Genomic DNA, 15,168 nt, shown 5'->3' on the forward strand with positions numbered 1-15,168 from the left:
ACCCGTACCGGGTTGTACGTTTCCTTATGACATTCCCTATTATAATCGAACTCCTTCGGAGTTTTAAGAAGTGAATGTTGCAATTACAATGCTTTCCTGTAATTAGCCCTGTACGGGCTTTATTATACTAATAAACTTAATCCATAAAAGAATAGGAATCCTGTAGGGATTCGATAAGTGCTGAATGAAAAAGTATCGGATCTGAAATATTCAATAACCAATTTCCTATGTTGAATATCCAAGCAGTATCTATTAATACCGACAGCAAACCACTGCAATTAATTCCTACAATCAGCCAATTACTATCTCATTCATGTCCATAAAAAACAACAGCAAAGCCCGGTACGGGCTTGATTATAGTAAAAAGCGAAATCAATCACAGGACCGGAATCCTGTAGGGATTCGATAAATCCATGTGAGAAAATCATGAACTGAGAATCATCCAATAATCAATTTCCAATTTTGATATCTAATCAAAGTCGTTAAAAAAGGGCATAAAAAAAGCCCCTGAGAACGGAAGAAAGTATTTTTCCCGAGGGAAAGATTAATAATACGCCATGACAAATTGACTTCCGAAACCAGAGGCTAATATTTTTATTGAGCTTATAGCAAGCCCCACTTTTGGCACTTGTTTATTAGTTAACAACAAAGGCGCGAAGTTGTTTTTAAAACCGGAAATAAAAAGTTTTATTCTATTCCGAACCTACTTAAAAACCGAAATCCATAAAGGCTCATCTAAAAGATTGTGATTGATTGTGATTGATTGTGATTGATTGTGATTGATAGAAACTAAAAAACAAACACTCACTACTAAGTACCACAAATCACAAGCAATCTCTTTTCCACTTAAAGAGAAAGCGCCATGCGATCTATCCTGAAAATGTTGTTCAGATCCCTAATTCAGTGGTGCCGCAAACTTCAGCACATCTGCTTCATTGATCTCGTTATCACAAAGAATGATCAGCCTTTCTATCACATTTCTGAATTCCCTGATATTACCGGTCCAGTTTAGTTTCTGAAGCTCTGCGATGGCAGTATCGGTAATGGTTTTTTGCGACATTCCGTATTCGCTGCAGATCTGCTCAATAAAATGATTGGCCAGCAGCGGGATATCTTCGATTCGTTCATTTAGCGTTGGCACTTTTATCAGAATTACACTAAGCCTGTGGTATAAGTCCTCACGAAACTTGTTCGCCTCAATTTCTTCTGAAAGGTTTTTATTTGTGGCGGCCACCACGCGCACGTCAACCTTAATTTGTTTGTCGCCACCAACACGGCTAATCTCACTTTCCTGGAGCGCGCGCAAAACTTTTGCTTGTGCCGAAAGACTCATGTCGCCGATCTCATCCAGGAACAAAGTACCGCCATTGGCTTGTTCAAACTTTCCTTTACGTTGTTTCACTGCCGAGGTAAAAGCCCCCTTTTCGTGCCCGAACAGTTCACTTTCGATCAACTCGGTTGGAATTGCAGCACAGTTCACCTCAACAAAAGGACCCGACGCCCGGTTACTTTGGTCATGAATACGGCGGGCAACCAACTCTTTCCCGGTTCCGTTTGATCCGGTGATTAAAACGCGGGCATCGGTTGGAGCAACACGATCGGCCATGCTGATCACTTCAGTTATGGCTTTTGATTCACCAACAATGTCGTATTTTTTGTTGACTTTCCTTTTAAGGATCTTGGTTTCGGTAACCAGGTTCGATTTGTCCATGGCATTTCTGATCGTGATTAGCAATCGATTCAAATCGAGTGGTTTCTCAATGTAATCGAAAGCTCCTTTTTTTATCGAATCTACTGCGGTATCAATGTTTCCGTGGCCAGAGATCATCACAATAGGTGTATCCGGTGCCAGAACCACTGCACGCTCCAGAACTTCAATGCCATCGAGTCCGGGCATTTTAATGTCGCACAAAACAACATCGTACTCTGCCGATCGGATCATTTCAACTCCTTTATTTCCGTCCTCTGCCAGGTCAACCTCATATTTCTCGTATTCCAGAATGTCTTTGAGCGTATTTCGAATGCTTCTTTCGTCGTCTATAACCAGGATCTTTGACATGTAATTTGATTTTTAATGCAAGGTAAAAATAACTATTAGCCGATGCTCTTGCAAAAATGATTCCAAATAAAAAATCCCGATGAAATACTCACCGGGACTTATCGAAAATATAGTAATATGGTTTTTTAGCAACCTCCTGCGGCAACATTACTTTTCTGTCGGCGTTGCACCTGAACCGGCTTGCTCATGTCGTCAGAATTGAGTGCTGCACCGTCTTTAGGAGCAGCCATTTCAGCATAATCGAAACGGGCAATGCCTTTAAAATAAGCGTCATCGTCGATGGTTGAATAGAGATCATCTTTGTGCTCGAAATAATAATTATAACCTCCCAGCAAGAGCTTCACGTTATTAAATCCAACCTGGCGATAGAACATCCACGGGCCATTGGCGTGTAATTCGTCTTCACCAACCAACACAACGGTAACTCCCATATCCCGCAGCTTTTTCATGCGATCGATGTTTTCTTCGCGGCTAAGTACCGATGCGGCAAGGTTTTCCGATCCCGGGATATGTCCCTGACCAAAAACGAAGTTATTCCGAATGTCGAATAGTACGATACTATCCGGTTTATTGGCAATAATATCTTCCAGTTCCCAGGGATAGACATAATCCTCGGACAAGGATAGCGCACTCACACTTTCGGCTATGGTTTTTTCGTAAGTAAACAATGGCTTTGGCTTTGTGATAAAGCCAATAATCAACACAACTACAAAAATCGACAAAGCGATCAGAGTTCTCCACGGATTGAGTTCATGTATATGCATGCTACTAATTTTTACAAGTTAAGTTTAACATCCTCCGGCTGCAACGTTGCTCTTTTCACGACGACGTACTTCGACGTCAACTTTTGTTGCTTCCGATTCTCCTGATCCCGCTCCGGTGAAATACATCTGGGCTCCTTTTCTGAAAGTGTATGTTTCAAAATCGACAGCAGGTGCATCATCACTTGGTCGCTGCGGTTCTATAATGGTTTGCATCCAGCAATTAATTCCACCTTTCAGAACATAAGTACTGTTGTAACCCAAGCGTTTGGTGAGTACCCACATTTGATCGGCTTTAATATCGTCGTTGGAAACAAAAACAACTTTAGTCCCGGGCATTCCCAGGTACGAAAGATTGCCGTTAACCAGCAAGCTATCGAGTGGAATGTTTACTGCACCGGGTAAGGTATAATAACTATAATCGTCCTCGCTGCGAACATCAATCAACATCAACGAAGGATCGCCCTGGATGAGCATTTTAGCTACCTGATCGGTAGAAACATATCTTGTAGGCTGAATCATTTCCTCCAAAAGCACTTTCGGATCGATTTGATCGGGCTCATCATTCATTGAAAGGAAGAGCGTTCCTCCGGCCAGTACAAGCATTAGAATTGTGAGAAAAATATAATTTCTGTTCATCATCTTAGAATTTATATTGCTTCATATTTTTACGTACACGTTTTTCAATAAACATGGTTCCCCAGAATGCCGCCAGCGCCACAACGGTAAAAGCCATGGCAAAATAAGGTGCAGGAATTCCGGTAAGTTCTGTTAAGGTGATATTTCCCATTGAACCACTGTTGTAAAATCCTTCGAATAGCGGGAAAGCCAGCGAGAATCCCATGATTCCCAGGTAAAGCCCTACGGTAAAAAACAGTGCATCGAGTTTACCTATTGCAATACCCGTAAAACTGGTTCCCGGGCAGTAACCGCCGATTATAAATCCAAATCCCATTATTATACCTCCAACTATCATAGGCCCGAGGTAAGTAGGAAGGATAAATATTTTTGAAAGGTCGAGCCAACCGAAGTAATCGAAATACATCAGGCCAACCATGGCTACAATAAGCGCAGTAAAAAATACGCGAAGCACTACAAAATTATAACCGTAAAATACACCGGCCAGGTTTCTCGATGAAGAAAATCCTGAAGCTTCAAGAATAAACCCAAAAGCGATTCCGATTAAAATTGCGATTACAAAATCCCAGCCTTCTCCAATTATGCCGTTAGGAATTAAAGGTCCCATATTTTAATGTTTTTGAATGTTCTATGTATAAAATGATAAGTCATATTTTCTCAGTCTTAGTTTTCAGTCTCAGTCTCAGTTCTCAGTAGATTAGCCACTGGAAACTGCCAACTGCTACTGCCAACTTTCTTCTATATCCAAAGTTTTCTGAAGAAGTAGGCAATGATATATCCGGTTCCGAAAATTCCGAACATCACGATTACTCCTCCCAGGGCAAATGTCGCAGTTCCACTCAAAGCTGCTCCACTGGTACATCCGCGGCCAAACTGACTGCCAAGACCAAATAGCGCACCCCCAATTATTGCCAGAATCCAGCGCTTTTTGCTGGTAATTTGCGGGCCGTTATCGGTTCTGAATTTGCCAACACGACCAAATATCAATCCCGACAACAATCCTCCCAGCAATACTCCCAGTGATTCAAAGACCAACCAGGTATACATTGGCGAATGATCGTCGCTGACAAATTTTCCCATGTATGCGTTTGACTGTGTTGCTGACGGAGCAACAGTATTCGATGTAGTTACCACAGCACTTTTAATTGCACCACTGGCTCCAATACCGCGCCCGGTAACAAATACAGTTGCAAGAATAAGCAGACCAAGCAAAACTCCTCCCAAATAAGGATTGATGTATTTTGGTTGACCGTTTACAGCTTTATCAGTACTCATAATTCAATCTTATAATGTTTTTAATATAAATAGCGTGTTATCTGTCCGGCTTCCACCATGATAAAACGGAACATAAATCCACCAAACAGGATCATTGCCGGTGGCAACCATTTTGGCACATGAATTCCCCATATTTCAATGGTTTCAAATACGGCAGGTAAAATCAATCCGATCAATACCACGAACACCCAGAAACTTACCGTAAACTCACCTCCGAGGAAAAGATTCGCAGCTTCGATTGCAGTTTGCGATCCGGCCAAAAATCCCATAAACAGGTGAATGATCAGGAATAGTTCGATAAAGATAAATACCAGGTCAATCCGGCTTAATACTTTTCGTTCGTTCGCATCTTTGCTCATCCAGATGATAGTAGCAAGCCCCGTAGAAAAACCGGAAACCAGGAAAAGCGGCCCTAAAATGGATGTATTCCATAAAGGTCGGGCGTTGAACGCCGAAAGCAATATCCCAGTATAAACTCCGAGGATAATCGCATAGATCATCATGATCCAGGCAAGACCAACTCTGTTTTTGATGACCCAGGCTTCGAATTTTTCAAGAAAATCGAATTTCCAGTGCCACCCGGGTACTAATTCCTTCATATAACTGGCTACCCAAACAAACGATAATGGCGTGATGATCATCAAAGTCCAGGCTCCCCAACCCATCGGCGATTCCAGACGGATGGTGGTGTACAGTTGCCAAAAGTAGAGTTTGTGTTTCAAATCGAGAAACAGGGCAAACAAGCCGAGTATCAGTGCGATTGGAGCAAGAATTGGCGCCCACTTAACGGTAGTCTGCATTTCCTTTTCTTTACCTCTTACTACAAAGTATCCGGCAAAAAATAAGATCCCGGCAGCCAAACCACCTAAGAACAAATAAAGTGGAATCTGCCAGTGCCAGATATTCAGGTATGGATCGATATTTGGAATATTTCGTCCGCTTACAAATAATTCTTCCTTCATAAATTATTATTTTTTAGGACCTAAAGTCGTTTATACAAGTTATTGACTCTCCCTCTTCTCCCTCTCTACCTGTAGAGAGGGACGATTGTGACGTAGTCACGATCAGGGTGAGTATGTTCGATTGAACCGCTATATTAATTCTGTAATCTATCACTTTATTACATCTACATTAAGTAAGAAAATACAGTTGTGGATCAGTACCGGCTTCAGGAGCCAGCGTTTTCCATTTACGGTCTTTTATCGCCAGTGAAACATCGCTGTTCGGATCGTCGAGATCGCCGAAATGTAAACACCTGGTCGGACAAACATCAACACAAGCTGGGCTTTGTCCTTTTTGAACACGGTGCAAACAGAACGTACATTTATCAACATATCCTTCAGGATGCGAATAACGTGCATCGTAAGGACAAGATTGAATACAGGCACCGCAACCAATACATTTATGATGGGTAACCGTAACAATTCCACCTTCTTCGATATGACTTGCACCGGTTGGGCAGCAACGCACACAAGGTGAGTTATCGCAGTGATTACAACGCTCAGAACGGAATTCCAGGCTTAAACTTGGATAGGTTCCATCCACACTTTCCACGATCCAGTCGCGGCAATAGCCGTGCGGTACATTATTCTCAGTTTGACAGGCCACTACACAGTCGCCACATCCGACACATTTTTTGGTGTCGATCGCCATTGCATACCTCATGCTTTAACCTCCTTTTCTTCCCGTGCAGGTTCTTCAGTTAAAAATGTTATAAAGTTTCCTCTCATGCCGGTTCCACCCATAATCGGATCAACCACCACGTTTGTGATCATTTCAGTGTCGCTGGCTCCTTTTCCGAAAGCACGCGAAAGTTTTTTGTTTTTATGTCCGAAACCGTGTACCATGTAAACCGAATCCCAACGAATTCGTTCGGTTACACGCACTTTTACCGGGAACGAAGTCACATGTCCGTCCTGGTTTTTCAGCCACACTTCCTGTCCTTTTTTCAATCCCCATAAGTCGGCAACCTTTGGATTCACCCAAACGCTGTTTTCGCTCATCAGATCGGAAAGATTCGGATTATTTGAGGTACGACTGAAGGTGTGCATTGGCGCGCGGCCATATATTAAGCGGTAAAAATTCTGTTGCGGTTCCGGATGTTTGGTGAACTTTGGCATCGCATCGAAACCATGATCAGCAAAATCGGTAGAATACAATTCTATTTTACCACTGTTGGTGTTGAACGTAAAATCTTCGTTATCGCCCATGTACAAGGGGCCACTCTTTCTCGGGAATTTCTTCACCCCGATTTTCTTCATTTCTTCCAGTGAAGTTCCGAGTTGTTTCAGTTGCCAGTCAATTACTTCAGAATAATCGTCAAAATTGAAGTAATCGTGCAAGCCCAAACGCTCACCAATTTGTTTGGCGATCCACCATCCCGGTTTCGAATCGTACATTGGCTCGATAGCCGGCATTCTTAACGCAATGTTTGGCTCCCGGTTAGGTGCCGAACGGATCACATCGTAACGCTCCAGGTAAGTTGCTTCGGGCAACACTACATCGGCGTATCCGGTTATGTCCATCGGCATGGTATCCATAACGGCAATAAACTCAACAGCTGCTGCGGCTTCTTTGAACAATGGTTTATCCGGCATCGATAGCGGCAGGTTGGTACCTGCTACCAGCCATGCTTTTACCTGGTGTTTGTAATTGTATCTCGGAATAGATGCTTTCAGCAATTCGGTAGTAATTCCCATTGTTGCCAACGGATACCTTCCTTCGTTCCAATCTTTCCAGGTCCATTCCGGTTCCGGGAAATGCGGATGCGGAAATGCTGGTACAGAAACACCTTCAGGGAAATAAAAACCACCTCGTTTTCCCCAGGCACCAAGCAATGCAGTTAAGATAGCCATTGCACGCTCGCGTTGGGTATCGTCGCCATACCAAACCACATGACGTCCCGGGTGAACAATAACCGAAGGAGCGGCACCTGCCATTGCACGTGCTGTTTCCCTGATCTTTTCAGGCTCGATGGTTGTAATTCCATAAGCCCACTCAGGAGTAAAATTCTTAACATGATCTTTCAGGTATTCCAACCCGAAAGTGTATTTTTCAACAAAGTCTTTATCGTACAGTTCTTCGTAAACCAGCACATGGATCCAGGCCAGTAAAAGCGCGATATCGGTAGCCGGTTTAATGGGCAACCAGTGTTGCGAGTGTGCTGCTGCAGTTGAAAACCGCGGGTCGACGGTTATAATCGTAGCACCGTTGTCAATGGCTTCCGACATTTCCTGAACCTGCGAGTTATGCATGTTCTCGCCAATGTGCGATCCGATCAGCACCAGGCATTTGGTGTCACGGATATCGGTATTTTCGGGCGATCCAACATAGGCTCCAAAGGTTGAAAAGAAAGCCGAAGAACGCGGTCCACGACAGTTAGCAAAGGCAGGCTCGGCATTGCTTTCCGAACCATAAGCTTTTAACAGGTGATGAAACTGCCCACCCGGTGTTCCGTGGTTGAACAAGCCAAATGCTTCAGGACCGTACTTTTCCTTTACCTCTTTCATTTTGGAAGCTACCAGGTCGAGTGCTTCGTCCCATTCTGCTTCGCGGAAAAACTGGCTTCCATCCTTGCGTGTTTCGCGGATCAGCGGTTTTTTCAGACGGTCGTTATCGTAAACCATTCCAACACCACCTGTTCCACGCGGACACAAACGGCCGTTACAATGCGGATCATCCTGGTTACCAAGCACCTTTCTGATTTTACCACTTTTATCGACATAAGCCCAGCCTGCACACTTCCAAAAACATACCTCGCAATAAGTTGGATAAGGTGTGAGGTCTTCATCACTCACCGGGTCGACCGAATTCGATTCGAAAAGGCCAAAACCTTTCGAACCAAAAGCCTTATAACTTAAGGCTACTGCTCCGGCACCGGCTGTTGAAATTTTAATAAAATCCCTTCTGGTCTTCATTCGTAAAATGTTATTGTTGTAAAAGAAACTGATCTTATTCGGGGATCAGAAGAACTGACCTATAAAATACACGTTTCTACGTATCTACATCTCTAGATTATTGGCTGCAAATATAAAAAGCTTTTTAGAGAACAACGATGACATACTCCTATTTGAAAACATTAAAAATAAGCAAGTTGCAGCACAGTTTCGAGGGCGAATTTAACGATCTTTTGCTCATTTTGTTATGTTTTATATCATTCTTTTACAGACTTTTAAACAAATAATTACAATCCATCAATCACAAAATAACAAATGAGACAAAAAAGTATTAAATAGAACAAATGCTCCATAACATATCTGGTCTGTTTCCAAATTAGAGGTCCCTCCTGTCTGAGTTGAACAAGCGCAAAAGGGCTTGAAATTGTGAGAATTACTGTTATGGAAGCCACCGAAATCAGATTGAAAAGTGGTGTGTCAGGTTTCAAATCTTGGCAATTTATCTCATATTTGCTTGTATTAATTTAAGATTATGAGAAGCAGGAGAACTTTTTTGAGGATTGGTGCCGTTGGATTGGTCTCCTTTTTTGCCTTTATATGGAACAAACTTACCCTGAATCATCTGGAAGCTGTAAAACAGAAAAGCCTTACATTGCCGTTTAACCGAAATAAGGAAATTGCCTTCAGTGCTGATTATATTATTGTAACAAAAAATAACACTACCACTGTATATTCTGCACACTGCACACATTTAGGCTGCAAAATCGATAAACTGGAAGGCGACCACTTTGTATGTCCCTGTCATGGTTCGCAATACGATTTACAGGGGAACGTATTGAAAGGCCCTGCTTATAAAAATCTGAAAGTGGTCCCGTCCACCATATCGGAAGATGGAAACAACATCACAATAAATGGCTAAAATGAAACGGAAGAAAAATAAAACCACTTTTGGAACATACGCACTTGCCATGTTCTGGTTGGTTCTGTTATCCGGTGTCATGCTGGCTATTCCGTTTGATGCTAAAGATCCGTATTTGAGCGTCAGTACCATTATGGTCAGCAATCCGTGGGCGTCGTTCATAAGAAATTATCACTACTGGAGTTCTCAGTTTTTTCTTATTCTCAGCCTGATCCACCTTTACGACCATTTTCACCACAAAATGAAAATTGGACTGAAACCCGGAATCGCTTTTCGGCTGAGTCTTTCGCTGCTGATCATTTTCCTGGCCATGATCACCGGCTTTTTATTAAAAGGCGATGCCGACAGTGTCCAGGCCCGCCAGATACTTCAAACACTTTCCGAACGCATTCCGCTAATTGGTGAGTCACTGGCTTATTCATTGTTGGGCTCACCGGAAAGCTACCAGTTAATCTACGTACACCACATTGCCACTTTTACGGTTTTTATAGCCATTGCCATGGTAGAACACAGCCGCAAATTCTGGCCTCCGGTTATGGACTTTGTGGTTTCAACACTTGCCACTTTTGTGATCAGCTATTTCCTAAGCGCACCACTGCACGATAATATCAATCCGGCGGTTAAAGGGCCATGGTACTTTGTGGGCTTCCAGGAAATTCTGCACTGGTTGCAACATCCGGCTTGGTCGCTTCTGTTATTTCTGGTCGTTTTGATCCTGGTATATTTAAGCAATTCCGCAGCCGGAAAAACCATGCTCATCAGCAAACGCAGCCTGCTGCTGTTTACAGGTTTATATGCCATACTTACCTTAATAGGCCTGTTTTTTAGAGGAGAAAGCTGGCAGTTGACTAGGCCGTGGAGCCAGGAATACAAAACCAGTGTTCTGCATAATTTCAGAACACCACGTGTGGATTTCGCTCCTGATTTTACATTAAATGAAGCTTTAAATTCACCGGTCATCCAGGGAAGAAAAGAAAGTTGTCTGGCCTGCCACACCGAAACCCATGGTTTCACCGACTCTCATTCGGCTGAAGCAATCGGCTGTATTTCGTGCCACGGCGGCAATCCATTTGCAACCGACAAAAATCAGTCGCACAACAATATGATTCTGATTCCCGGGAATCTTTCCACAGCTAAACTTTCGTGCGGAACAACGCAGTGTCACCCTGAAATTGTGGAGCGTGTTCCCACAGGCTTGATGGCCACACTCAGCGGGATGATCAGTGTTGACCGATTTACCTTTAACGAACAGGATAATCCTGATCTGTTGACTTCAATTTATGAACTCGCAGATTCACCGGCCGATGAACACCTGCGAAATTTGTGTGTGCGTTGCCACCTCGGAAATCCAAAAACAGAATTGGGTCCGATTAATGAATTCAGCCGGGGTGGAGGTTGCCTGGCCTGCCACCTGAATTACAGTCCGGAAGCAGAAAAAGCGCTGGCAGCGAACAATGGCGAAATATTAAAATCGCATCCCGAGATCAGTTTGAAAATTACAAACAACCATTGTTTTGGCTGCCACAGCCGTTCGGGAAGAATTTCGACCAGTTACGAAGGCTGGCACGAAACTACTTTGCTTGCGAGCGAAATGCCCGACTCAACGAACTACCGCTTGATTGAAGATGAACGCGTATTTGTAAAACAACCAGCGGATGTACACCACGAACTTGGTCTGGAATGCATCGATTGTCATCATTCGTACGAAGTAATGGGCGACGGAACACATTACGCCCACCAGGAAGATCAGCAGGATGTGCAATGCTCCGACTGCCATTTTAATGGTGAACCACGAACAATCACGGCTGAAAACCTGGATAATGAATCGGCCAAAATTGCTGCACTTCGCTTTGGAAACATTGCGAATAAAACATTCCTGATTACCGAAAAACATAATCGTGCATTGATCAATACCTACATCGAAAACGATTCTGTTTTCTTTCTTACTAAAAACAGCGGCAGGAAAATGACTATGAAAGCGCCGGCAAAAGTATGCTCCAGAGACAATGCGCACTCGAGCCTGGCCTGCTCAAGCTGCCATACTTCGTGGGCACCCACCTGCATCGGTTGCCATAACGAGTATGACGCTAATGAACGCGGTTACAACATGATTGAAAATCGCGAAAAGCCGGGCAGCTGGGTGGAATACATTGGCGAGTACAATGCCAAACTGCCTACGCTGGGCATTCGAAAAACAAAAGAAAAAACCGAAGTTATACCGGTACTTCCGGGCATGATCATGACCATCGACCTGCATTCGTACACCGGAGATAAAAATGATGCTACCATCTTTCACCGCCTGTATGCGCCGGCTGCACCACATACCACTTCAGCAAAAGGAAGAAGCTGTGTTAGCTGCCACAACAGTTCGCTGGCTTTGGGTTATGGCGAAGGTGAATTAAAATACGTGATTGAAAACGGGAAAGGAAAATGGAAATTCAAGGCGCTGTATCAAAGCGATCCGAACGACGGGCTGCCGGCTGATGCCTGGATCGACTTTCTTCAAACCCGCGAAGGCAAAGTTTCAACCCGATCGAATGTTTTCCCTTTCAGCATCGATCAGCAACAACGAATTCTTACTGCCGGTGCCTGTCTTACCTGTCATAAAGAAGACTCGAAAATAATGCAACAAAGTCTGGATGATTTTGATGAGTTAATCTCGGGGAGAAGCTCGAAGTGCATTCTTCCTGCATGGGATTAAAGTAAAAACGCCACTCATAAATGAATGACGTTTACCCCCCTTGGAATGATTAAGCTAGGTAAAAATAATCTGAGTCCCTTCTCCACCTGACATTGCGTACAGGTCTCCTACCGTAATAATTGCCTCAACATGGTCACTCAAATCATCTTTGGTAAGCTTAAACATATCTGCTGCCATTTTACAGGCGTATATTTCTCCACCTCCGGCGGTGATCATATCCAAAAACTCATCAACCGGCGGAACGTCCAGTTCATCCATCTGCTTTTTCATCATGGCAGAAACACCCGCTTCCACACCAGGAATTGCGCCCAGCAAAGTTGGAAACGGAAGACCACCCGGCATGCGCATTCCAGGATTACCAACCGTTGATGTATGCAGTTTATTCATGTACTTTTTGGTAATGGCATCCAGGCCGAAAAATGTAAAGAACAGTTTCGCCTCAATACCTTCCATAACTGCACCGTTCGCCATGATCAAGCCTGCATACACATCCTCAATATTGGCTTTGGCTACAATTATCAATACTTTTTTTAAAGGAGTTTCCTTTACTTCAGTCATAATTTCCGGATTTTGGTTTTAAACACAACTGGCTGGTTTTGGTATGCCAGCATATTTAGAAGACAATTTCAATGGTCCGCCCGGGAACAACTGATACAATCCTTTGATATCAGTGATACCCGATTTTCCTACTTTCCGAATGGTAAGTGTAGCACCTGCAGCCTGTTCTTTGCGCAGATAATCCAATACCTCGTAGTGCTTGTCGGTCAATTCAATGCCGTCTTCTTTTGCCATCTCGGCCGCAATTTCCTTCGACCAATCTCCGGTGTTTACCAGGTAACCTTCTTCGGTTACTTCAACTGTTTTTCCTGCTAAATTCTTCTCAGCCATAGTTCATATTTTAAGTGTTATTTTTATTGGTTTCAGCCGCCATGTTCTTCATAAAGGTTACAAAGAATCCAAGCGCGCGTTTCATTTCCGGTTGATTCATTTCGCGCATTACTTTAATGATTGAATATTCGGGAACATTATTCATTTCCATACTGCCGTAAATTTTTAGCCCGTTATTAAGGGCAGTCATCATTTCAGGTTGAGTTGCCGAACGTACTGTTTCCATGATCGTGACCACATTATCAGCCAGTTCGCGAACATCCTCAGGTTTATAATGCGCTATAATATTATCGATAACTGTTCCGGCTTCTGCAAAGAATTCGAAATAGCCTTTTTGGTCAAGTTCATTCAGTTTTTTAGTGAAATCGATAATCACTTCGTTCAGAATCGGAGAGGCATCTTTTATAAGATCGTTAATGCTTTCAAACATTTCCAGAAACTTGTTCATGTTGTCAATGTTCCGGAGTATCCTTAACATTAGTCCTTTAACCTCATCCAGATCGAGATGCACCATTCGGTTATCCAGTTCCTCAACTGCTGTGTCGTACATATCTTTCCCAACTATCGATATATCGGCAATAAGATCTTCTAGTTGATTTGTTTTTAGACGCTGTTGGTTTACATATTCCAGCAACAAATCCACTTTCTGATTCAGTTGGGCTATTTCTGCTTGTAATGTATTTTCTTCCATTATCAGGCTCCTTTTCTATTAGTTCACCTTTTTCTTACCGGCCATTGTCATGTGTGGTTCTATCGGCATTTCCTTTCCTTTGAGCAAAATGTGCCAGTAGATCCAGCGGAACATCACCTTTCCGTAATGGTTGATTTTCGTATTTTTCAGCAAACCAAAGGGTCCGATTCCCGGAAGCGGGAAAGTGCCGGGCAGCGGTTCTGTATCGTAGTTAAAATCAATCAATGCTCCTTTACCATGTCCTGTTTCTATGTAACAATTGGCATGTCCGTCAAACATAGCCTGCAAGGGCCGACCTTCTATAGCGCTCATCAGGTTCTCGAAAAGAATTTCTGCTGCAAAGTGCGCCACCGATCCTGCTTTCGAGGTAGGAATGTTAGCTGCATCGCCCAATACAAAAATGTTTTCGTGTGCTACCGACTGCAAAGTGTGCTTGTTGGTAGGCACAAAATTCATGTCGTCGCCTAAGCCACTTCGTTCAATCATTTCATCCCCCATATTCACAGGGACAACCGTCAGCACATCAAAATCAATTTCATTCTCGTCGTAGGAAATCAACTTCTTGTTGTCGTTGTCCACTCTTTCGATGTAGAAATCAGGAACAACCTTGATGTTTTTTTCTGCCAGTAATTCCGACAACATCTTAGTTGCAATCGGTTTCGTAAAAGCACCCGGCATGGGCGTTACATAGGTGATATCAACTCTATCCCGGATTCCTTTTTCAGTAAAATAGGCATCGGCCAGAAAGACAAACTCTAGTGGCGCAACCGGGCATTTGTAAGGCAACTCGGTAATGGCCATTACCAGCTTTCCTCCTTCCCAGCCTTTAAAGAAATTCTGAAGCGCCATTGCGCCTTCAACTGTATAAAAATCAAATATCTCCTTGTACCACAATTTATCCTGAAGTCCGGGTGTTTCAGAAGGAACTGTTTTTGTTCCGGTAGCTACAATCAAAAAATCATAATTCAATACCTGGCCGCCATCAAGAACCACTTTATTCGCTTCGGCCTCAATCTTATCAATTTTCGAATAGATCATTTTTACCCCGGCCGGAATAAAGTCCGATTTTGGCTTGATCACATCCTGTTTGTTGTAAATGCCAAAGGGGATGAATAAAAATCCCGGCTGATAATAATGGGTCTTAAACTGATCCACAATTGTGATATCCCATTCCTCCCTGTCGAGTGAATTCCGCAGTTTATTGGCCATCATTGTTCCGGCAGTACCGGCGCCAAGTATTACAATTCGCTTCATAGTTTGATAGTTTTATTGCATCTAAAGTTACCCGCCGGCAAGACTTATGATTTTTAGAGCCTTATGATAATTATCACTATCTAAT

14 protein-coding genes are annotated in these 15,168 nt (G+C 43.2%); 2 read left to right on the forward strand and 12 right to left on the reverse strand.

All coding sequences use genetic code 11. The features are described 5' to 3' along the window. Positions 1-895 precede the first annotated feature (895 nt). From HFD85_RS12115 to HFD85_RS12150, 8 genes are all read right to left on the reverse strand, one after another. Positions 896-2,059, reverse strand: a complete 1,164-nt coding sequence (locus HFD85_RS12115) for a sigma-54-dependent transcriptional regulator (RefSeq protein WP_167609887.1) — start codon at positions 2,057-2,059, stop codon at positions 896-898. Between the two features lie 125 nt (positions 2,060-2,184). Beyond that, entirely contained in the window at positions 2,185-2,823 is a 639-nt protein-coding gene (locus tag HFD85_RS12120; protein ID WP_167609890.1) for a rhodanese-like domain-containing protein, read from the reverse strand. Between the two features lie 24 nt (positions 2,824-2,847). Continuing rightward, positions 2,848-3,462: a rhodanese-like domain-containing protein gene (locus HFD85_RS12125; protein ID WP_167609893.1), complete on the reverse strand. Its 615-nt coding sequence runs from the start codon at positions 3,460-3,462 to the stop codon at positions 2,848-2,850. Position 3,463: 1 nt separating this feature from the next. Continuing rightward, a complete protein-coding gene (locus HFD85_RS12130) occupies positions 3,464-4,066 on the reverse strand; it encodes a YeeE/YedE thiosulfate transporter family protein (RefSeq protein ID WP_167609895.1) in 603 nt (200 codons plus the stop codon). Between the two features lie 131 nt (positions 4,067-4,197). After that, on the reverse strand, positions 4,198-4,734 hold the full coding sequence (locus HFD85_RS12135) for a YeeE/YedE family protein (RefSeq protein ID WP_167609898.1): 537 nt from the start codon (positions 4,732-4,734) through the stop codon (positions 4,198-4,200). Positions 4,735-4,754: 20 nt separating this feature from the next. Continuing rightward, the gene (nrfD, locus tag HFD85_RS12140) at positions 4,755-5,696 is read right to left on the reverse strand and encodes an NrfD/PsrC family molybdoenzyme membrane anchor subunit (protein WP_167609901.1); all 942 of its coding nucleotides are present in this window, start codon (positions 5,694-5,696) and stop codon (positions 4,755-4,757) included. A gap of 169 nt (positions 5,697-5,865) precedes the next feature. Then, positions 5,866-6,399 (reverse strand): 4Fe-4S dicluster domain-containing protein, encoded by a 534-nt coding sequence (locus tag HFD85_RS12145; RefSeq protein WP_167609904.1) that lies wholly within the window; start codon positions 6,397-6,399, stop codon positions 5,866-5,868. Beyond that, positions 6,396-8,651: a molybdopterin-containing oxidoreductase family protein gene (locus tag HFD85_RS12150; RefSeq protein WP_167609907.1), complete on the reverse strand. Its 2,256-nt coding sequence runs from the start codon at positions 8,649-8,651 to the stop codon at positions 6,396-6,398. The genes HFD85_RS12145 and HFD85_RS12150 overlap by 4 nt, the downstream gene beginning before the upstream one ends. 511 nt (positions 8,652-9,162) lie before the next feature. On the opposite strand from HFD85_RS12150, the gene HFD85_RS12155 reads away from it, so the two are divergent. Both HFD85_RS12155 and HFD85_RS12160 read left to right on the forward strand, forming a co-directional pair. Beyond that, positions 9,163-9,549 carry a QcrA and Rieske domain-containing protein gene (locus HFD85_RS12155; protein ID WP_167609910.1) on the forward strand — a complete coding sequence of 129 codons (387 nt, stop codon included), beginning with the start codon at positions 9,163-9,165 and terminating at the stop codon, positions 9,547-9,549. A 1-nt stretch (position 9,550) separates the two neighbouring features. Further along, entirely contained in the window at positions 9,551-12,250 is a 2,700-nt protein-coding gene (locus HFD85_RS12160; protein WP_167609913.1) for a cytochrome b family protein, read from the forward strand. Between the two features lie 54 nt (positions 12,251-12,304). Here HFD85_RS12160 and HFD85_RS12165 read toward each other — a convergent pair whose 3' ends face one another. Genes HFD85_RS12165 through sqr form a run of 4 tightly spaced genes read right to left on the reverse strand, consistent with a single transcriptional unit; the run spans position 12,305 to position 15,083 of the window. Next, positions 12,305-12,808, reverse strand: a complete 504-nt coding sequence (locus HFD85_RS12165; RefSeq protein ID WP_167609916.1) for a DsrE/DsrF/DrsH-like family protein — start codon at positions 12,806-12,808, stop codon at positions 12,305-12,307. A gap of 18 nt (positions 12,809-12,826) precedes the next feature. After that, on the reverse strand, positions 12,827-13,138 hold the full coding sequence (locus HFD85_RS12170) for a TusE/DsrC/DsvC family sulfur relay protein (protein ID WP_167609919.1): 312 nt from the start codon (positions 13,136-13,138) through the stop codon (positions 12,827-12,829). Between the two features lie 10 nt (positions 13,139-13,148). Next, positions 13,149-13,829 (reverse strand): DUF1641 domain-containing protein, encoded by a 681-nt coding sequence (locus tag HFD85_RS12175; protein ID WP_167609922.1) that lies wholly within the window; start codon positions 13,827-13,829, stop codon positions 13,149-13,151. Between the two features lie 18 nt (positions 13,830-13,847). After that, positions 13,848-15,083, reverse strand: coding sequence for a type III sulfide quinone reductase, selenoprotein subtype (sqr, locus tag HFD85_RS12180; protein WP_167609925.1), 1,236 nt, complete (start codon positions 15,081-15,083; stop codon positions 13,848-13,850). Between the last annotated feature and the right edge of the window lie 85 nt (positions 15,084-15,168).

Source organism: Maribellus sediminis (genome assembly GCF_011799805.1).
Lineage (GTDB): Bacteria > Bacteroidota > Bacteroidia > Bacteroidales > Prolixibacteraceae > Draconibacterium > Draconibacterium sediminis_A.